17 protein-coding genes and 1 pseudogene are annotated in these 17,532 nt (G+C 71.7%); 9 read left to right on the forward strand and 9 right to left on the reverse strand.

Annotated features, from left to right (window positions below; genetic code table 11):
- The 3 genes from AB0H86_RS40130 to AB0H86_RS40140 form a co-directional block, all read right to left on the reverse strand.
- Positions 1 to 896, reverse strand: an 896-nt coding sequence (locus AB0H86_RS40130) for an extracellular solute-binding protein (RefSeq protein ID WP_362450446.1), incomplete at its 3' end; no start/stop codon positions are given.
- Positions 897 to 982: 86 nt separating this feature from the next.
- Complete coding sequence (locus tag AB0H86_RS40135) at positions 983 to 1,930, reverse strand: carbohydrate ABC transporter permease (protein ID WP_362450448.1); 948 nt, start codon at positions 1,928 to 1,930, stop codon at positions 983 to 985.
- Between the two features lie 4 nt (positions 1,931 to 1,934).
- Positions 1,935 to 2,861: a sugar ABC transporter permease gene (locus AB0H86_RS40140; RefSeq protein ID WP_362450451.1), complete on the reverse strand. Its 927-nt coding sequence runs from the start codon at positions 2,859 to 2,861 to the stop codon at positions 1,935 to 1,937.
- A 371-nt stretch (positions 2,862 to 3,232) separates the two neighbouring features.
- Between AB0H86_RS40140 and AB0H86_RS40145 the strand changes: the two genes are divergently transcribed.
- A complete protein-coding gene (locus AB0H86_RS40145; RefSeq protein WP_362450624.1) occupies positions 3,233 to 4,234 on the forward strand; it encodes a LacI family DNA-binding transcriptional regulator in 1,002 nt (333 codons plus the stop codon).
- Between the two features lie 529 nt (positions 4,235 to 4,763).
- The gene (locus tag AB0H86_RS40150; protein WP_362450454.1) at positions 4,764 to 5,291 is read left to right on the forward strand and encodes a hypothetical protein; all 528 of its coding nucleotides are present in this window, start codon (positions 4,764 to 4,766) and stop codon (positions 5,289 to 5,291) included.
- A 36-nt stretch (positions 5,292 to 5,327) separates the two neighbouring features.
- On the opposite strand, the gene AB0H86_RS40155 is transcribed toward AB0H86_RS40150, so the two are convergent.
- From AB0H86_RS40155 to AB0H86_RS40165, 3 genes and pseudogenes are all read right to left on the reverse strand, one after another.
- Entirely contained in the window at positions 5,328 to 5,891 is a 564-nt protein-coding gene (locus AB0H86_RS40155; RefSeq protein ID WP_362450457.1) for a hemerythrin domain-containing protein, read from the reverse strand.
- Positions 5,892 to 6,047: 156 nt separating this feature from the next.
- Positions 6,048 to 6,303: pseudogene (locus tag AB0H86_RS40160) on the reverse strand (metallophosphoesterase family protein); the annotation flags it as partial.
- A 35-nt stretch (positions 6,304 to 6,338) separates the two neighbouring features.
- On the reverse strand, positions 6,339 to 6,872 hold the full coding sequence (locus tag AB0H86_RS40165; RefSeq protein WP_362450460.1) for a DoxX family protein: 534 nt from the start codon (positions 6,870 to 6,872) through the stop codon (positions 6,339 to 6,341).
- Positions 6,873 to 7,062: 190 nt separating this feature from the next.
- Between AB0H86_RS40165 and AB0H86_RS40170 the strand changes: the two genes are divergently transcribed.
- Positions 7,063 to 7,476 (forward strand): SRPBCC family protein, encoded by a 414-nt coding sequence (locus AB0H86_RS40170; protein WP_362450463.1) that lies wholly within the window; start codon positions 7,063 to 7,065, stop codon positions 7,474 to 7,476.
- Positions 7,477 to 7,555: 79 nt separating this feature from the next.
- Here the strand turns inward: AB0H86_RS40170 and AB0H86_RS40175 are convergent, their stop codons facing one another.
- The gene (locus AB0H86_RS40175; protein WP_362450466.1) at positions 7,556 to 8,155 is read right to left on the reverse strand and encodes a hypothetical protein; all 600 of its coding nucleotides are present in this window, start codon (positions 8,153 to 8,155) and stop codon (positions 7,556 to 7,558) included.
- Between the two features lie 345 nt (positions 8,156 to 8,500).
- Here AB0H86_RS40175 and AB0H86_RS40180 point away from each other — a divergent pair, with 345 nt between their 5' ends.
- The 4 genes from AB0H86_RS40180 (at position 8,501) to AB0H86_RS40195 (ending at position 12,574) form a co-directional block, all read left to right on the forward strand.
- A complete protein-coding gene (locus tag AB0H86_RS40180) occupies positions 8,501 to 10,531 on the forward strand; it encodes a DUF1996 domain-containing protein (protein ID WP_362450469.1) in 2,031 nt (676 codons plus the stop codon).
- 133 nt (positions 10,532 to 10,664) lie between these two features.
- On the forward strand, positions 10,665 to 11,498 hold the full coding sequence (locus AB0H86_RS40185; protein ID WP_362450471.1) for a lysozyme: 834 nt from the start codon (positions 10,665 to 10,667) through the stop codon (positions 11,496 to 11,498).
- Positions 11,491 to 11,778 (forward strand): hypothetical protein, encoded by a 288-nt coding sequence (locus AB0H86_RS40190; protein WP_362450474.1) that lies wholly within the window; start codon positions 11,491 to 11,493, stop codon positions 11,776 to 11,778. The genes AB0H86_RS40185 and AB0H86_RS40190 overlap by 8 nt, the downstream gene beginning before the upstream one ends.
- Positions 11,779 to 11,935: 157 nt before the next feature.
- A complete protein-coding gene (locus AB0H86_RS40195; RefSeq protein ID WP_362450476.1) occupies positions 11,936 to 12,574 on the forward strand; it encodes a methyltransferase domain-containing protein in 639 nt (212 codons plus the stop codon).
- Positions 12,575 to 12,590: 16 nt separating this feature from the next.
- On the opposite strand, the gene AB0H86_RS40200 is transcribed toward AB0H86_RS40195, so the two are convergent.
- Both AB0H86_RS40200 and AB0H86_RS40205 read right to left on the reverse strand, forming a co-directional pair.
- On the reverse strand, positions 12,591 to 14,216 hold the full coding sequence (locus AB0H86_RS40200) for a glycerol-3-phosphate dehydrogenase/oxidase (protein WP_362450477.1): 1,626 nt from the start codon (positions 14,214 to 14,216) through the stop codon (positions 12,591 to 12,593).
- On the reverse strand, positions 14,213 to 14,809 hold the full coding sequence (locus tag AB0H86_RS40205) for a TetR/AcrR family transcriptional regulator (RefSeq protein ID WP_362450480.1): 597 nt from the start codon (positions 14,807 to 14,809) through the stop codon (positions 14,213 to 14,215). Before AB0H86_RS40205 ends, AB0H86_RS40200 begins: the two co-directional genes overlap by 4 nt.
- Before the next feature lie 77 nt (positions 14,810 to 14,886).
- On the opposite strand from AB0H86_RS40205, the gene AB0H86_RS40210 reads away from it, so the two are divergent.
- Both AB0H86_RS40210 and AB0H86_RS40215 read left to right on the forward strand, forming a co-directional pair.
- A complete protein-coding gene (locus tag AB0H86_RS40210) occupies positions 14,887 to 16,485 on the forward strand; it encodes an FAD-binding oxidoreductase (RefSeq protein WP_362450482.1) in 1,599 nt (532 codons plus the stop codon).
- A gap of 114 nt (positions 16,486 to 16,599) precedes the next feature.
- Complete coding sequence (locus tag AB0H86_RS40215; RefSeq protein ID WP_362450484.1) at positions 16,600 to 17,481, forward strand: YegS/Rv2252/BmrU family lipid kinase; 882 nt, start codon at positions 16,600 to 16,602, stop codon at positions 17,479 to 17,481.
- Positions 17,482 to 17,532: the final 51 nt, after the last annotated feature.

Consider the following 17,532-nt stretch of genomic DNA (forward strand, 5'->3'; position numbering starts at 1 on the left):
GCGCGCCAGTCACCCTTGGCGTTCGGCACGCCGGTGACGAAGTTGGCGGGCATCCAGGCGCCGCTGGGCAGGGTGGCGAGGGTGCCGTCGCCCAGACCCTTGTACCAGTCGTCGGTCCAGCCGTTGATGGGCGCGAGAAGCTTCTCGTCGATCAGCTTCTGCCAGGTGTCCGTGTACTTCTTGGCACTCGCGTCAGCGAAGTTGATCTTCACGTTCGTGCCGTCGACCTTGTAGGGGCGTGAGCCGGCCTGCCACAGCAGGCTGGTGGTGAGGCCCGGGTCGCCCGCGTCGGCGGCGATGAAGACCTTGGGGTCGGCCTTGTGCAGCTTGCGGGCCGCCTCGACGTACTCGTCCCAGGTGGTCGGTACCGCGACCTTGTACTTGTCGAAGATCTTCTTGTTGTAGAACAGCGCCATCGGGCCGGCGTCCATCGGCAGGCCGTAGACGGCCTTGTCCTCGCTCACGGCGTTCCACGGACCCGGGCTGTACTCGGATGCGAGCTTGTCGGCGCCGAAGGCTGTCAGGTTGGTGAGGCCCTTGGTGAGGGCGTACTGGCCCACCGCGAAGTACTCGACCTGGGCGACGTCGGGCACGCCCTTCTCGGCCGATATGGCGTTCGACAGGGCGGTGTAGTGCTTGTCGCCGGACCGCTCGCTCACGAGGTTGATCTTGACCTTGGGGTACTTCTTCTCGAAGTCGGCCGCCACCGACTTCAGCGTGGGCTCCCAGGCCCAGACGTTGACCGTGCCGCCCTTCTTCAGGGCCGCCTGGATGTCCCCGGCGGAGACCGCCTTCTGGCCTGAGTCGTCGTCGGAGCCGCCGCACGCGGTGGCCCCCAGGGCGAGGGTGGAGAGGAGGGCGAGGCCGCGCAGCAGGCGGCCGGTCGTTCTGCGCATCGAGATGCTTCCACTTCTTCGTGGGTGGGACAGGGTGAGGGTGGTGGGCAATGTGGGGCTGAGGGGCGGCCGGAGGGTCGCGGTGATCACTCCTTGACGCTTCCGGCCGCGAGACCCGACTGCCAGTACTTCTGCAGCAGCAGGAACGCGGCGATCAGCGGCACGATGGTCAGCAGCGAACCGGTGATCACCAGGTTGTAGATCACTTCGCCGCCGATCGTCTCCGCCTGGGAGTTCCAGACGCTCAGGCCCAGGGTCAGGGGGTACCAGTCCGAGTCCTTGAGCATGATCAGCGGCAGGAAGTAGTTGTTCCAGGTCGCGACCGTGGTGAACAGCAGCACCGTCACGATGCCGGGGGCGAGCAGCGGCAGGGAGACCGTGAAGAAGGTGCGCGCCTCGCCGGCCCCGTCGATGCGGGCCGCCTCGAGGAGTTCGGTGGGGATGGCCTCGGTGGCGAAGACCCACATCAGGTACAGGCCGAACGGCGAGACCAGCGAGGGGATGATCACCGCCCACGGGGTGTCGGTCAGGCCCATCTTGCTGAACATCAGGAAGGTGGGCACCGCGAGGGCCGTACCGGGGACGGCCACCGCGCCGATGACCATCGCGAAGATGCCGCGCTTGCCGGGGAAGTCGAACTTCGCCAGCGCGTAGCCGCCCAGGACCGCGAGCAGAGTGGCCCCGCCGGCGCCCAGCACGACGTACAACAGGGTGTTCAGCAGCCAGCGCGTGAACACGCCGTCGTCGTACGTGAACGTGTCCCGGATGTTGTCCCACAGGGCGAAGTCGTGGGCGAACCACAGCCCCGACGAATCGGCCAGGCCCGACTGGGTCTTGGTGGCGTTGATGGCCAGCCAGATCAGCGGCACCACGGTGTAGATGACCAGAAGGGAGATCATGACCGTCAGCAGCACGCTGCGCTTGGGCCGGCTGACGGAGTGCCGGCGCGTGCCCCGCAGCCGCGGCGCGCTCTTGCCGGGGCCGCCGGTCTCGGCGGGTGTGGCGGGGGAGGCGGTGGTGACAGGGGTGCTCATCGGGTCACGCTCCCTTGCGCATGCCGCGCAGTTGCACGGCATAGGCGATCACCATCGTGATCAGACCCATGATGATGGCCACCGTGGCGGAGTAGTTGTGCTGCTGGCCGTTGAAGGACAGCGAGTACGTATAGAAGTTCGGGGTGTAGTCCGTCGTGATGGCGTTGCGGGCCAGCTTCCGCAGGATGTTCGGCTCGTTGAAGAGCTGGAAGCTGCCGATGATCGAGAAGATCGTCGCGATCACGAGGGCGCCCCGGATCGCGGGCAGCTTGATCGCGGTGATGACCCGGAACTGTCCGGCGCCGTCGATCTCCGCCGCCTCGTACAGCGAGTGCGGGATGACACGCAGCGCCGAGTAGAAGATCAGCATGTTGTAGCCGACGAACTCCCAGGTCACGATGTTGCCGATCGACGCCAGCACCAGGTCGGGGGAGAGCGGGTCGGGCAGGGTGACGCCGAAGGCCTGGTTGATGTCGCCCACCAGCCCGTACTCCGTGCCGTACATGAAGCCCCACATCAGGGTGGCGACCACGGCGGGCACCGCGTACGGCAAGAAGATCGTGATGCGGAAGAAGCTCTTGCCGTAGAGCCGTCCGCTGTCCAGCGCCAGGGCCACCAGCAGCGCGATGCCGAGCATGATCGGCACCTGCACGCACAGGAAGAGCGAGACGCGGCCGAGCGACGCCCAGAACTGGTCGTCCCGCAGGGCCTGCGTGTAGTTGTCCAGGCCGACGAAGGTGTTGCCGCCGATCAACTGGTTGCGGTACAGGCTCAGGTAGATCGAGTAGGCGATCGGCGCCAGGAAGACCAGCGCGAACACGGCCACGAAGGGACCGATGAAACCCCATCCCGTCCAGGAGCGGCGGTCCCTCTTCGCCGGAGGTGGTGCCGGCCGCGGTTCGGCGGCCGCCGGCGGTTGCAGCGTCGTCATGTCGTTCCTCGCTCGTCCACGTCCTGGAACCCGGTGGTGGCGGGGACATCCGTCGCCGGTGCCGCGCCCCACCGCGATGTTTACGCAAACATCGGCCATCGCGAGGATGCGGTGTGCTGTTATGTTTACGTAAACATCCGATGGCGGCATGTCTACACTGCCCCGTTGACGGGGGTCAAGGTCCCCTGGGGAAACCGTGATGCGAGCAGCGGTGGAGAGGTGGCGGACGCCGAGTGGACACGTCTGAGAGAACGCCGACGAACGTGCCCGGTCCGGCCGTTGACGCGGCGGGCGGGCCCGCGGACGTGACCGGCGACGGTCCGAAACGCACCCCCGGCCGTACCCGGGGCGGCGGCCGGGCCAGCGCCTCCATGGCGGACGTCGCCCGGCTGGCGGGTGTCTCGTCGCAGACCGTGTCCCGGGTGTCCAACGGCTACGCGGGAGTGAACGAGGAGACCCGCCGGCAGGTGCTCGCCGCCATGAAGGAGCTCGGCTACCGGCCCAACAGCGCGGCCCGCGCGCTCAAACGCGGCGAGTTCCGCACCATCGGCGTCATCACCTTCTCGCTGTCCACCACGGGCAACGTGCGCACCCTGGAGGCGATCGCCACCTCCGCGGCGCACGAGGGGTACGCGGTGACGCTGCTCCCGGTCGCCGTCCCCACCCAGGACGAGGTGCGGGGCGCCTTCAGCCGGCTGGAGGAGCTCGCCGTCGACGCGGTGATCGTGATCATGGAGGTCCATCTGCTGGACGCGGCGACCGTCACACTGCCGCCGCACGTCCAGGTCGTCGTCGTGGACTCCGACGCCGGCGACCGCTACACGGTGGTGGACACCGATCAGGCCGGCGGCAGCCGAGCGGCCGTACACCATCTCCTCGACCTGGGACACCGGACCGTATGGCATCTGGGCGGTCCTGAGGGCTCGTTCGCCGCGCAGCGTCGCGCCGACGCCTGGCGGGCGGTTCTGGCCGAGGCGGGCCGCAGCGCGCCGCCACTCGTACGGGGCGACTGGTCGGCGGGGTCCGGCTACCGCGTCGGTCTCGAACTCGCCGCGCGCGAGGAGTGCACCGCCGTCTTCGTGGCCAACGACCAGATGGCTCTGGGACTCCTGCGCGCCCTCCACGAACGCGGGCGGCGGGTGCCCGAGGACGTCAGTGTGATCGGCTTCGACGACATCGCCGAGGCGAGTTCCTTCCTGCCGCCGCTGACCACCCTCCACCAGGACTTCGCCGAGGTGGGCCGACTCTGTGTGGAGGCCGTGCTGCGCAAGATGCGCCAGGACGGGCCGGAGCGGGGCACGACGCTGGTGCCTACCCGGCTGGTGGAGCGGGCGAGCACGGGGCCGCCGCCCGGACATCACGGGGCGCGCTGAGGTCGCGGGGCGGGCGGGTGTTGCGGGCTTGGCGGTGCGGGGTCGCCGGACGCGGTCTTCGCGGTCGACGGGCGGTGGGCGGTGGCTCTGGGCCGGGCTGGCCGCTCGCTGTCTCCGGGGCGTGGCTGTGCGTGGCTGTGCGGGGCCGTCGGACGCGGTCTTCGGGTCGACGGGCGGTGGCCGGTGGCTCTGGGCCTGGCTGGCCGCTGCCTCCGGGGCGGGCTGTCGCGTGCACTGGCGGAAGTTGCGTCTGCTGTGGGTCCGGGAGGAGCTTGCCTGCGGTGCCTGCGGTGCGTGCGGTGTCTGCGGAGGGTGCTGACGGTGGCGAGGGTGCCGACGTGGTCGGGTTCGGTGGGGTGCCGGGCGGCCTGGCCGGCTTGGTGTGGCCGAAGCCACGTCACCGGCGAGGCCCCCGGCATGTCGGGGCGATCGGTGCGCGGGCTACCGTGCTGTGCAGTCTCGCTGTCTCCGCCACCGACAATGTCCCGCCACCGACAACGTCCCTCGACACCCTTCGGACGGCCCGGAAGTGCTCGCAGCTCTCTCCCCGCTCATCGCGGCGACCGCCCAGTGGCTCACGTGTGCCTACCCGTCGGGCGGCGGTGCGCTGGCCTCTGCCCTGTGCGAGGTGCAGGCCCGGCAGGCCGTGACCGTCGCCGCGTGGCTCCGCTATCCGACGCCGATGGACGCCGAGTTGGTCCACCTGGCCGGATCCGGCGGAACCACCCGGCTGGACTGGGTCACGGGCGCGGACGGGAGAGTTGCCCAGGACACGGCTGAGGTGGCCTGGCGCACCTGGGTCGACGAGGTCGTCGCGAGCTGGGCCGCCTGTCTGCTCACCGACCCGGAGCTGGCCTGCCTCGCGGTGGCCGAGGTCGTCGAGGACAGCCACACGGCCGCCGCGGCCGTCGAGTTCCGTCGCCTGACCGCGCCGGGCGACGCGGACCGCCGGGCCGCGGCCCTCCTGCGCCACCCCGACCTCCTCGCGCCCGTGGCCGAACTGCACCAGGGACAGCTCGTGCGACGCCTGCGGCCCGGGCAGGCCCTCACCGCCTGACCCCGGCGTGACGGACCCCGCGCGGGGGAACGGGGGTCAGTCGAGCTTGCCGCGGCCCGTGAGAGCGTCGCGCAGACGGTCGACGAGGCCGGCTCCCGGTGCCAGGAACTTGTTCGCCGGAGGAGTGTCCGGGGCCGAGGGGTGGGGGCGGGTCGGGGCCACCTTCTTCGCCATACGCACCTTGTCGCCGAGCTTGTCCAGCGCCTCCGCCGGGCACGCCGCCCGCAGCTGGGGGAAGAGGTTCTCCTCCTCGTCGGCCAGATGGGAGCGGATCTCAGGCATCAGCATCCCGATGAGCCGGTCGAACTCGGGGTCGCCCGCCTCGCAGCTCTCCAGGTCCTTCATGATCTGCTCGGCCTTGGAGTGGTCCTCGATCTCCCGGTCCACGATGGTGTTGCCGTTCGCCAGGTGCTCCCGCGCCGCGGGGTACAGGTAGGCCTCCTCGGCCACCGAGTGCCGCACCAGCTCCATGGTGGCCTGGTCGGCGTACACCTTGCGCTTCTTGTCGCCCGACGGCAGCGCCTCGATCTTGCCGAAGATCTCCTCGACCTCCCGGTGATCGGTCGTCAGCTCGTCGATGACGTTTCCTCCGTGACCCACGCGTGTCACCTCCAGCCAGGGGCGGCTCCGGGGCGGAACCACCGAGATCCCCGAGTGCCCCCGACCGTCCGTCCTACGCCCGGGTGTGGACCGGGCGGAGCACACCGCAGTCAGGCGACGGCGTGCGGCTCGTCACGCGCGGGAACCGGGCAGCCGTCAGCCGGTCGTGTGCAACTGGTGCACGTTGAACGCCCGCCGGATGACCGGCTGTGCCACGTTCCGCACCCGTACGCCGCCCACCGTCATCCCGTGTCTCGGTGCCCGCGTGGGCGTGGCCGTGGACGCCGAGATCGGCGCCGGTCGTGTCGATCGCCTCGGCCGGCAGGTAGCTGCCGAGGAACGGAAAGATCTCCGGCGGCTCCCCGGCGAGTGTGTCGGCCACGGGGGAGAAGTGGGTGAGCGCCACCCGCGCCCCGCACCCGTGTTCCGGCTCCCGCGGCCGGTGGATCAGGCGGGCAGTTTGGCGCGTACCCGGGCGGCCGCGGCGGCGGGCCGAGTGGTGGCGCGGACCGAGCGGCGCACCAGGTGGGCCTCACGGCGCAGGTCGTGCGCGGAGTGACGGCCGCGCCACCACAGGGAGGGACGGCCGGCCGTGTCGTCGGCCGCGATGAGCAGACCGCCGAGCATCGAGAGGTTCTTCAGGAAGTGGATGCGCTGCTGGGCGCGCTCGGCGGGATCCTCCGTCTCCCAGAAGCGATGCCCCGCCAGCGTGGTGGGCACGAGGGTGGCGGCGAGGGCCAGGGCCGCCGGCCGGGGGACACGTCCCATCCCGAGCAGGACGCCCGCCACCACCTGAACGGCACCGTTGAGCCGTACGACCCGGTCCGTGCGGTCGGGCAGGGCGGAGACACGTTCGGTGACCGGTCGGACGAGGGGCTCGGCGGCCGCGGCCACCTCCTTGGGTTCGCGAACGGAGTTCAGGCCGCCGGCGACGAACATGGAGGCGAGCAGGGGGCGGCCGGCCAGGCGTAGGAGACTCATGAGCCCTCCTGGGAGGTTCGGAAGCAGGGAAACAGGGGTTGTGGGGCCCGGGTTCCCCACCCTGGGCATGCTCATTCGACGCCCCGCCCGCCATCGACGGACCGAACAGACCCAGGCGCACCTTCCGGTTCGGTTCCGGCAGGCCGGGAACGCGTCCTGTCGAGTACCCGAACCGAGGGACGGTGCGCCCATGACCGAGTACGAACGTTCCCGCACGATGCCGGCCCAGCCGGAGCATGTCTTCGACCAGGCCGCCCACGTGGACCAGCTGGACGCCTGGCTGCCGGGGACCCTGCATGTGCACGCCGACGAGGCGCCGGCCGTCACGGTGCACGGGGACCGCCGCGACGAGGACACCCGCGCCCTGCTGCGGGCCAGGCCCGAGCAGCTCCGACTCGAATGGGGCACCCGCGACCAGGGAGGCTACTCAGGCTGGCTGCAGGTCGCGGGCCTCGACAGCGGGGCCAGCGAGGTCACCGTGCACCTGTCGTTCTTCGACGACAGCCATGACCCGGGCCGACAGACCGTGCACGACTCCCTCGACTCCAGCCTGCGGCGCCTGGAGGAACAGGTACGGCTGCGCGTCGACAACGCCGCCGGCTGAACCGGCGGCCCGCACCCCGGCCGACCGGAGCGCGCCGCGGCCTACGCTCACGTACCGCTCACGCGGGCCGCCGCGCCGATCATCCGCCGTCGGGCGGAGTCGGCGGCTGCGTTTCCTCCCCGGCGAGGCACCCCTCGTACTCCTCGTACTCCTCCGCGATCTCCCGCACGTCGACGTCCGGGGAGGCGAGGACGGCGTGCCGCCACCGTGCCATGAGCGCGGCGTCCCCGAGGTCGTCCAGGAGCATCACCAGAGCACGCATCGCGAGGACGTCGGTCACCTCGTCGATCAGCGTCCGCTCCACCAACGGGGCGAGTTCGTCGTGGACGGCGACCGACCCGGCGAGCGAGCTGATGACCTCACGGCCCCAGACACCGGGCTTGTTGACGCTCAGACAGCACTCGTACAACTCGGGGAGCAGGCTCTGGACGATGTCCGGCCGATCCGCGCCTACGTGACGCAGCAGGTCCAGGACCGCCAGGGAACCCCGGCCGGTGCGCAGGGAATCCCGGAGGACGGGGGCAACGTCGGATCCGAGGAGCCGCTCCCTGGCCGCCGTACGGTCCTGTTCCACGTCGCGCAGTCTCTCCTCGGCGACGAAACGGAGGTGATCCGCTTCCAGATAGGCGCGCCACAGGCGCTCCCCGCCGCTCTCGTCACCGCTCCCGAACCACCCCACGGGCCCCTCCCGACTCCGCCGATCGGGAGAGACTACTGGGACGATCGCCGCTCGTCCTCGCGTGCTCGGTCCATGTGCCGCAGACGACGGATCCGGATCTGGCCGAACCGCTGATCCGGACCAAGTAGGCCGCGCGGAAAGCCAGATGATCGGCCTCCGTTCCTCAAGGTCGCTAAGAGATCTCTGTGAATTTCCAAGTCGGTTGAACGCCCGGGGTCCGTGGTCCGTATGGGACGGGGGATTTCCATGTCCGACCGGTCGACAGGCGCAGGAGTATCCGTGGGAAGCAACAGGCGCAGACGCCCGACAGGCGCACAACGTGCGACCTTTGGCGCAATAGCACTGATGCTGGGTGGAGGTGGACTTGTCGCGGTCAATGTGTACGCGTCGGCCACCGAGGACGGTTCGGGCGGCACGGCGAACGCGGAGACCCGCAGGGCCGCCACGGTCGACTGCCCGGACGTAGGCGCCGAGTTGACCACGGTGCCCGATGAGGCGCGGGCGGAGGTGGACAAGGAACTCGCCGCCCTGGACCAGCAGACGGCCGAGGCCTATCAGCGGTTGCAGGACCCGGCGGCCGCCGCCGACGGCGACGCGGAGGCCGAGGGCCTCATGGACCCGCTGAAGGAGAACCGGGCCGCGACGATCGAGCGGATCGCCGCCGCGATCGACCGGGTCGGCGACCGCCCGGCGGGCCTCGACGCCCTCGCACCCTGCACCCTGCGCCAGTCCGACGACCAGTCCGACGACCAGGCCGGTGAGGCGAACGGCGGGCAGGGCGACGAGGGCGGCGACGCCCAGGACGGCCAGGACCAGGACGGCCAGGACCAGGGCGACCAGAACCAGGGTGACGGACAGCAGGGCAACGGCGGTCAGGCCGGCAACGGCCCCGTCGCGGGGGACTACGCCGACATCACCACCGTCCAGCCCAACGCGCAGAACTCGAAGGTCCAGGCGGACGGCTCGCGCGGCACCTTCGCCACCAGTTGCGGAGTGAACGCGAACGGCCTGTTCAACTCGGACAACGTGATCGTCGCCCCGGGCGTCTCCAACGGTGCCCACCACTTCCACGACTACGTCGGCAACCAGTCCAACGACGCCTTCGCCGGTGACGACGACCTGGCGAACGCCGAGACGAGTTGCGTGGATCAGGGCGACAAGTCCACTTACTACTGGCCCGTGTTGCGGCTGCAGAACGGCACCCAGGAGCAGGACGCCAACTCTCCGGGTGGCGGCATCGAGGGCAACGCCGGCGAGATCGTCACCCCCAAGCAGGTCACCCTCGACTTCGTGGGCAACCCGCGCAGCGAGGTCACGGCCATGCCGCGGCTGCTGCGCGTCATCACCGGCGACGCCAAGGCGTTCGTCAACGGAACGGCCAACGCCAACGCGTCCTGGAGCTGCACCGGGTTCGAGGACCGGCAGTTGAAGGACAAGTACCCGCTGTGCCCGCAGGGCAGCGACGTGGTGCGCTCCTTCAAGTTCCAGAGCTGCTGGGACGGACGCAACATCGACAGCGCCAACCACCGCACCCACGTGGCGTTCACGCAGGCGGACGGAGCCTGCGCGGCCGGCTTCAAGGCCATCCCGCAGCTGGTGCAGCGGATCGTCTACGACGTCGACGCGCCGAGCCTCCAGGACGGCGGCCGCACGACCCCGCTGTTCGCCGTGGACTCCTTCCCCGAGCAGCTGCACAAGCCCGTCACCGATCACGGCGACTTCATCAACGTCTTCGACGAGGACCTGATGGGCGAGATGGTCGACTGCATCAACGAGGGCCGCACCTGCGGCGCGGGCGCCGGCGCCGGTGAGGGCTCTGGTGGGGACCAGGGTTCCGGCGGCGACCAGGGTTCGGGCGGCGACCAGGGTTCCGGTGAAGGCGGCGACCAGGGTTCCGGTTCCGGCGGCGAGCCGCAGGAGCAGCCGACGGCGACGCCGCCGGCCTCGGACGCCCCGGGCGAGGGGAACGGCGAGGCGGAGCCCGGTGGCTCCGGCGACGAGCAGACCGCGCAGCCCCCGGCCGACACGCCGAGCGCCACGGCACCGGGCGGCGACACGCCCGCCGAGCCCGGCGGCAACGGCCCGAAGGTGTACACCACGCCCAAGTCCGCGCCGAGCACCGCCGCGGCGTCACCCGAGCCCGAGGACCAGGTCGAGGACCAGGTCGAAGGCCAGGACATCGGCGAAGCGGTCAGCTCCGAGCCCTCCGTGGCCGGCGCCGTCGCACAGCCTCCCGTGGGTTCCCAGACCGCACCGCAGGCGACCGGCGGCGACCTCGCCGAGACCGGGACGCAGCTGTGGCCGGCCGCCGCCGGAGCGGTTCTCCTGATCTGCGGCTTCCTCCTGCTCCTGCGCACCAGGCGAAACGCCATGTGATTCCAGGCGCGCGACGCCCTCGAACGACCGCCCCCGACAGCCGGCCATCCAGCCGCTGAAGGGGGCGGCCGTTCGTGGGCGTTCACTCCCACGGATCAGTAGGCCGAGGCACCGGAGCCCTTCTGCGGGTCAGATGGAGAGCGTGCGAATATCCATCACCGCGGCCCTGAGCCGCTCCCGCCTGCTCGTGGCCGCCACTCTGCTCGCCGCCGCCAGCGTCCAGCTCGCCCCGTCCGCGGTCTCCGCGGCTCCGGATCCCTCGCCCGTCCGCGGCTCCGCCTTCATGGGCATGGGGGTCGTGGCCCACGACGGCAGCGACGGCACACCCATCCCTACCCGCGCCACCCAGACCGAGGGTGTGGACGTGGCCAGCTACCAGGGCAACGTGTCCTGGCCGACTCTCTGGACCAGCGGAGTGCGCTGGGCCTACGCCAAGGCTTCCGAGGGGACGTACTACACGAACCCCTACTTCACCCAGCAGTACGGAGGCGCGTACACCCAGGGCATGATCCACGGGGCGTACCACTTCGCGACCCCGGACACCGCCAGCGGCGCCACCCAGGCGGACTACTTCGTCGACCACGGCGGCGGCTGGTCCCAGGACGACAAGACCCTGCCCGGCGCACTCGACATCGAGTGGAACCCGTACGGCGACTCCTGCTACGGCAAGACCCCGAGCGCGATGGTCACCTGGATCCGCGGCTTCCTGGACCGCTACAAGGCACGAACGGGCCGGGCCGCCGTGATCTACACGGCCACCAGCTGGTGGAACGAATGCACCGGCGACTACGGCGGGTTCGCCGCCAACCCGCTCTGGATCGCCCGCTACGCCACGACCGCGGGCGCCCTGCCGGCCGGCTGGACCAAGTACACGATGTGGCAGTACACCTCCACGGGGCCGACGGTCGGCGACCGCGACAAGTTCAACGGCTCGACCGACAAGCTCCGGACACTCGCCCATGGTTGATCACGCTCCACCCACCTTCGACGAGGTGGTGGAGAGACAGCGTGCGGCCAACCAGGCACACAACCGCGTCGAAGAGCTGCGGCACTCCCTCGGTCCGCCCACCGAGCACAAGTGGACCAAGGAACAGTCCGTCACCTACGAGACCGCCTGGCGCGCCTGGCGCGACCTCGACCGTGAAGCCCAGGCCACGCTGGCGGAGTACGCCACGGAACGGGGCCGGCCGCGGCAGGAGGTGCAGGACGACGTGGCGACGGCGGTGCGCAGCAGGGACCCGGAGTAGCCGGGCGGCGCGAGGTGGGGCGGGACGTACGGCTCTTGGGCCGCCCGGGGATCACTGCCCCGTCCTCGTTGCCGAACCGGCAACATTGTTTGCCCGTCGTGCTGTCACGGCGGAGACTTCCCTGCGACGACCAGCAGTGTTCCGCGCAGGAGGCGCCATGACCGACATCCATCCCACGCGGGCCGCCGAGTTCTGGGAGGCCCGCTATCAGGGCAACGACCGTATCTGGAGCGGTCGGCCCAATCCGCTGCTCGTGCGCGAGGTGACCGGTCTCGTGCCCGGCACCGCGCTCGATCTGGGATGCGGCGAGGGAGCGGACGCGGTGTGGCTGGCCTCGCGCGGCTGGCGGGTCACGGGAGCCGACATCTCCCGTACGGCCCTGGAACGCGCGGCCGGGCACGCCGCCGAGGCCGGAGTCGGCGACCATGTCCGGTGGGAGCGGCACGAGTTGGGTGTGACGTTCCCGGAAGGGCTCTTCGACCTGGTCACCGCACAGTTCCTGCAGTCCCCGGTGCCCCTGGAGCAGGACCGGGTCCTGCGGCGGGCCGCCGCCGCGGTGGCGCCCGGCGGCACGCTCCTGATCGTCATGCACGCCGGCTGGCCGTCCTGGCAGGACGAAGCACCCTTCGACGTGGAGTTCCCCACGTCGACGAGCCTGCCGGCGGCGCTCGCGCTGCCGGAGGGGGAGTGGTCCGTGGAGACCGTGGACACGGTGCGCAAGCCGAGCGTCTCCCCCGAGGGGATCGAGGGCTTCCGCGACGACAACGTGTGGCGGTTCCGGCGCACCGGACGCTGACGACCCGCGCCCGCGCTCACCCCCGTTCGGCCGACGCACCGCCCCGGACCTCACCGAGTTCCTCGCCCAGGACTTCCCGCACCACCTCCAGCGCCGCCGAACGGTCGTCCGGTACCAGCCCGATGCGGGTGCGCCGGTCGAGCAGGTCGGCCGCGTCGAGTGCCCCCTCGTGGCGTACCGCCCACAGCAGTTCGGCGCGGGTGACGGGATGCCCCGGCACCACGGGCTCGCGCAGGCGCGCGTCGCTCGCCCCGAGCGCATGGACGGCCGCGGCCTCGGTGCCGTAGCGCCGGACCAGGCGCCGTGGCGCCCGCACGCCGTCGAGGACGTGCGGTGACGCGGCGCCGACGAGTGGCAGCGAGGCGGTGGGGGACGGGCCGGCCGTGAGGCGGCGGGCGGTGACGGCGGTGTCGACGGCGTCCTCGGCCATCCGCCGGTAGGTGGTGAGTTTGCCGCCGACCACGGTGACCACGCCGTCCGGTGCGGTCAGCACCGCGTGCCGGCGGGAGATGTCGGCGGTCCTGGCCGCCGTACCGGAGGCGGCGGACGTGTCCAGCAGCGGACGCAGACCGGCGAACGCCCCTACGACGTCCTCGCGGTGGACGGGGACGTCCAGGACGGAGCCGAGGACGTCGAGCAGGAAGCCGATGTCGGACTCCGGGGCCTCGGGCACGTCCGGGACCTCGCCCTCGACGGGTTCGTCGGTGAGCCCGACGTAGACCCGGCCGTCGCCCTGGGGCAGGACCAGGACGAAGCGGTTGGTCTCCCCGGGGACCGGGATGTGCAGCCCCGCGGGCAGTGGGCCGAGGTGCTCCGAGCGCAGGACCAGATGGGTGCCGCGGGACGGTCGTATCCGGATGCCGCCAACCAGGTCCCCCGCCCACACACCGGAGGCGTTGATCACCGCCCGGGCCCGGATGTGCCCCTCCCGGCCGGTGAGTTCGTCCCGTACCCGGGCGCCGGAGCCGGTGAGCTCCAGGGCCCGGACCCGGGTCAGGATCCGGGCGCCGTGGGCGGCGCCGGTGCGGGCGAGCGCGGTCACCAGGCGGGCGTCGTCGGTGAGTCGGCCGTCCCAGGACAGCAGGCCGCCGCGCAGGCCGTCGGCGCGCAGCGCCGGAGCCAGGTGGCGGGTCTCCACCGCGGACAGCCGACGCGGCGCGGGCAGGGTGGCCCGGGCCGTGCGGGCCGCCAGGCGCAGGGTGTCCCCGGCGCGGAAACCGGCCCACGCCAGGGCGGCCTGACCACGCGAGACCAGCGCGGTCAGCGGCAGCACGAACGGCTGGGCGCCGACCAGGTGGGGCGCGGTGCGCTCCATCAGCACCCCGCGCTCGACGGCGCTCTCGTGCGCCACGTCCAGCTGCGCGGAGGCGAGGTAACGCAGTCCGCCGTGGATGAGTTTGGAGCTCCAGCGGGAGGTGCCGAACGCGAGGTCGTGCGCGTCCACGGCGACGACGCCCAGTCCGCGGGCGGCGGCGTCCAGAGCGGCTCCGGCCCCGGTCGCGCCGAGACCGACGACCAGGACGTCCACCACGGGACCGTCCATGGTCGCGGTCAGTTCCCGCGCACGCCGGGCGGCGGAGAGCGACGACGATCCTGACGACGGGAACACCGGCCGAGCCGCTGGGCTGCTCGTCGGACTCATGGTGTGAGGGTCCTCTCCAGGATGGTCCGCAGCTCCCCGAGGAAGGCCGCGCCGGTCAGCTCGGTGTCGTCCTCGTCGGTCATGGTCCGCAGGGACAGGGTGAAGGACTGCGCGACCAACAGCAGGGACCGCGCCTGCCGTTCGGCATGGCCGGGACGCACCGACCCGTCGGTGTGCCCCTCCCGCAGATCCTCGGTCAACAGTCCCAGCAGGGCCGTCTGGCTCGCTCCGCGCCGGTCCAGTACATAGGGGAGGAGTATTTCGGGATCGACGTCGAGGATCTTGCGGAACAGGGGATGGGCGCGGAAGGCGTCCACCCCGGCCACCAGCCCGTCGACGATCAGGGTCCGTGTCGGTGTGCCGGGGCGGCGTTCGGGCACGGCACGGGTGGCCACGTCGACCCACTCCCGGGTCATCAGGTCGCCGACCAGGGTGCGTACGTCGGGCCAGCGCCGGTACAGCGTCATCCGGGAGACCCCGGCGCGGCGGGCCACGTCGGTCAGCGTGGTGCGGCGGACACCGACGGCCAGCACGCAGTCGCGCACCGCGTCGAGGACCATGTCGTCCGAGCCGTTGTGACGAATAGGCGTCATGTGTAACAGTGTAACGCCCCGAGGGGGTCCAAGGCCCCGGACGGCACATCCCGAATCGACCGGTGAGGACGACAGTCATGGACATGCTGTGGAGTGGCTGGGGTGACCCGGCCAGGGCCCAGCCCTTGCCGGACACGGTGACCGGGCTGTTGCGCGACCTGCTCGGAGTCAAGCCCCGTGACGCGGAACCCGTCCCGCTGGAGGACATCCCCGTCCCGCCGGCACCCCTGGACGCCGTCGCCCACCAGGCCTTGGTCATCGCCGTCGGCGGCGCGGAGCATGTACGCACCGACGCGGAGACCCGGATCCGCCACACCCGCGGCAAGTCCACCCCCGATCTGCTGCGGATGCGGGACGGCGACATCACGGACCTCCCGGCGGCCGTCGTGCTCCCGGCGCGCCACGACGAGGTGCTCGCCGTGCTGCGGACGTGCGCCGAACACGGCCTGACGCTGGTTCCGTTCGGCGGGGGCACCTCCGTGGTCGGCGGCCTCGCCCCCGGCCCGCGGGGCCCCTTCGTCGCCCTGGACCTGCGTCGCATGGACCGGCTGCTCGCTCTCGACCCGGTCTCCCGCACCGCGACCCTGCAACCGGGCCTGCGGACCCCGCAGGCCGAGGCGCTCCTGGCCGAACACGGCTTCACCCTCGGCCACTTCCCCCAGTCCTACGAGTGGGCCACCATCGGCGGCTGTGCCGCCACCCGCTCCAGCGGACAGGCGTCCGCGGGCTACGGCCGTTTCGACGAGATGGTGCTCGGACTCACCCTCGCCACCCCCGAAGGCACCCTGGAGACGGGCGGCCGCGCCCCTCGCTCGGCCGCCGGACCCGACCTGCGTCAGCTGATCCTCGGCTCCGAGGGGGCGTTCGGCGTCATCACGTCCGTGACCGTCCGGATCCGCCCCGTCCCGCAGATCCGTCGCTACGAGGGCTGGCGGTTCGCCTCCTTCGAGGAGGGCGCCGCAGCACTGCGCCGACTCGCCCAGGACGGGCCGCGCCCGACGGTCCTGCGGCTGTCCGACGAGACGGAGACGCTGATCGGCCTCGCCCAGCCCGAGGCCATCGGTTCCTCGTCGGCGCCGCGGACCGACGGCTGCACAGCCGTCGTCGGCTTCGAGGGCACCGTGGAGGACACCGCGTACCAGCGGGAGCGGGCCGCGGCCGTGCTGAGCGCCCGCGGCGGAACCCCCCTGGGCGAGGAACCGGGACAGCGCTGGGTCCACGGCCGCTACTCGGCCCCCTATCTGCGCGACTCCCTCCTCGACGCCGGGGCCTTCGCGGAGACACTGGAGACGGCGACCTTCTGGTCCCGCGTCCCCGCTCTGTACGCCGCCGTCCGCGAGGCGCTCACCGGCGCCCTCACCGACGCCGGCACCCCGCCCCTGGTCATGTGCCACATCTCCCACGTGTACGAGAACGGCGCCTCCCTCTACTTCACCGTGGTCTCGGCCCAGGGCGACGATCCCGTGGCGCACTGGACCCGGGCCAAGCACGCCGCGGGCGACGCGATCCTCGCCGCGGGCGGCACGATCAGCCACCACCACGGCGTGGGCACGGACCACCGGGACTGGTACGTCCGGGAAGCCGGCGCGCTCGGCGTCGATGCCCTGCGCGCGGTCAAGCGGCGCCTCGACCCGGCCGGGCTGCTCAACCCCGGGGTCCTGCTGCCGGTGGACTGACCCTTGCCCCGCCACGAGCCAGCCGTCCAGGCGTCTCGTCATCCGGCCGTCCAGTCATCCTGTTTACCTGTCTTCCCGTCTTCTCGTTCTCCCGTCAGCCCCGGAGGCACCCCGATGCGACAGTTCACCGCCGTCGTCAACCCCACCGCGGGCGGCTCCACCGGCGCCGCGGCCCTGCTCGCGGTCGCACGGCTGCTGCGGGAGGCGGGGGCCGAACTGGACACCGAGTACAGCCACAGCCTCCCCCACGCCCAGGACCTCGCCCGGCAGGCCGGCAAGCGGGGGCGGGTGGTCCTGGCCGTCGGCGGCGACGGCATCACCGGCTGCGTCGGCGGAGCCCTCAGCGGCACCGGCGCGCTGTTCGGGATTGTTCCGGCCGGCCGTGGCAACGACTTCGCGCGGGCCCTGGGACTTCCCGCCGAGCCGGTCGAACTGGCCCGGATCCTGCTGCACCACGAGCCACGCCCGGTCGACACCATCGAGGTCAGCTCGGCCGTCCACGACCGCACGGTGGTGCTCGGCAGCGTGTACGCGGGAGTGGACGCGCTGGCCAACCGGCACGCCAACCGCGCGAGACTCCTGCGCGGCACCGCCTCCTACTACGCGGGCGCGCTGAGAGCGGTCGCCACCTGGCGACCGGTGCGTTACCGGGTCACCGTCGACGGCGAGGACCATCCGCACACCGGCTACACGGTGGTGGTCGCCAACTCCGGCTACTACGGGTCGGGCCGCCTCATCGCCCCGGGCGCCCGCCTCGACGACGGCCTGCTGGACGTCGTGATGATCCGCGAGGCACCGCGCCGGCTGTTCTTCGCCCTCATGAACGAGCTCAGCTCCGGTGCTCACGTCCACCGCCCCGAGGTCCGCGTCCTGCGCGGGAGGGAGGTCCGCGTCGAGGCCGACCGCCCGGTGCCCTACGGCGCCGACGGCGAGGTCGAGGCCGATCTGCCGGTGACGGTCAGGGTGCTGCCCGGAGCGCTCCAGGTGCTGGCCTGACCCTGGCCTCCCCTGGCCGGAAAACGCGGCACATCGGAAATCAGAGCGCAA

Source organism: Streptomyces sp. NPDC050997 (assembly GCF_040660135.1).
In the GTDB taxonomy this organism is placed as follows: Bacteria; Actinomycetota; Actinomycetes; order Streptomycetales; family Streptomycetaceae; genus Streptomyces.

Excerpts from the sequence above, each read along its gene's own strand:
- AB0H86_RS40135 (WP_362450448.1), bottom strand. The coding sequence starts at position 1,930 with ATGAGCACCCCTGTCACCACCGCCTCCCCCGCCACACCCGCCGAGACC.
- AB0H86_RS40140 (WP_362450451.1), bottom strand. The coding sequence starts at position 2,861 with ATGACGACGCTGCAACCGCCGGCGGCCGCCGAACCGCGGCCGGCACCA.
- AB0H86_RS40145 (WP_362450624.1), top strand. The coding sequence starts at position 3,233 with ATGGCGGACGTCGCCCGGCTGGCGGGTGTCTCGTCGCAGACCGTGTCC.
- AB0H86_RS40165 (WP_362450460.1), bottom strand. The coding sequence starts at position 6,872 with ATGAGTCTCCTACGCCTGGCCGGCCGCCCCCTGCTCGCCTCCATGTTC.
- AB0H86_RS40170 (WP_362450463.1), top strand. The coding sequence starts at position 7,063 with ATGACCGAGTACGAACGTTCCCGCACGATGCCGGCCCAGCCGGAGCAT.
- AB0H86_RS40180 (WP_362450469.1), top strand. The coding sequence starts at position 8,501 with ATGCTGGGTGGAGGTGGACTTGTCGCGGTCAATGTGTACGCGTCGGCC.
- AB0H86_RS40185 (WP_362450471.1), top strand. The coding sequence starts at position 10,665 with ATGGAGAGCGTGCGAATATCCATCACCGCGGCCCTGAGCCGCTCCCGC.
- AB0H86_RS40190 (WP_362450474.1), top strand. The coding sequence starts at position 11,491 with ATGGTTGATCACGCTCCACCCACCTTCGACGAGGTGGTGGAGAGACAG.
- AB0H86_RS40195 (WP_362450476.1), top strand. The coding sequence starts at position 11,936 with ATGACCGACATCCATCCCACGCGGGCCGCCGAGTTCTGGGAGGCCCGC.
- AB0H86_RS40200 (WP_362450477.1), bottom strand. The coding sequence starts at position 14,216 with ATGAGTCCGACGAGCAGCCCAGCGGCTCGGCCGGTGTTCCCGTCGTCA.
- AB0H86_RS40205 (WP_362450480.1), bottom strand. The coding sequence starts at position 14,809 with ATGACGCCTATTCGTCACAACGGCTCGGACGACATGGTCCTCGACGCG.
- AB0H86_RS40210 (WP_362450482.1), top strand. The coding sequence starts at position 14,887 with ATGGACATGCTGTGGAGTGGCTGGGGTGACCCGGCCAGGGCCCAGCCC.
- AB0H86_RS40215 (WP_362450484.1), top strand. The coding sequence starts at position 16,600 with ATGCGACAGTTCACCGCCGTCGTCAACCCCACCGCGGGCGGCTCCACC.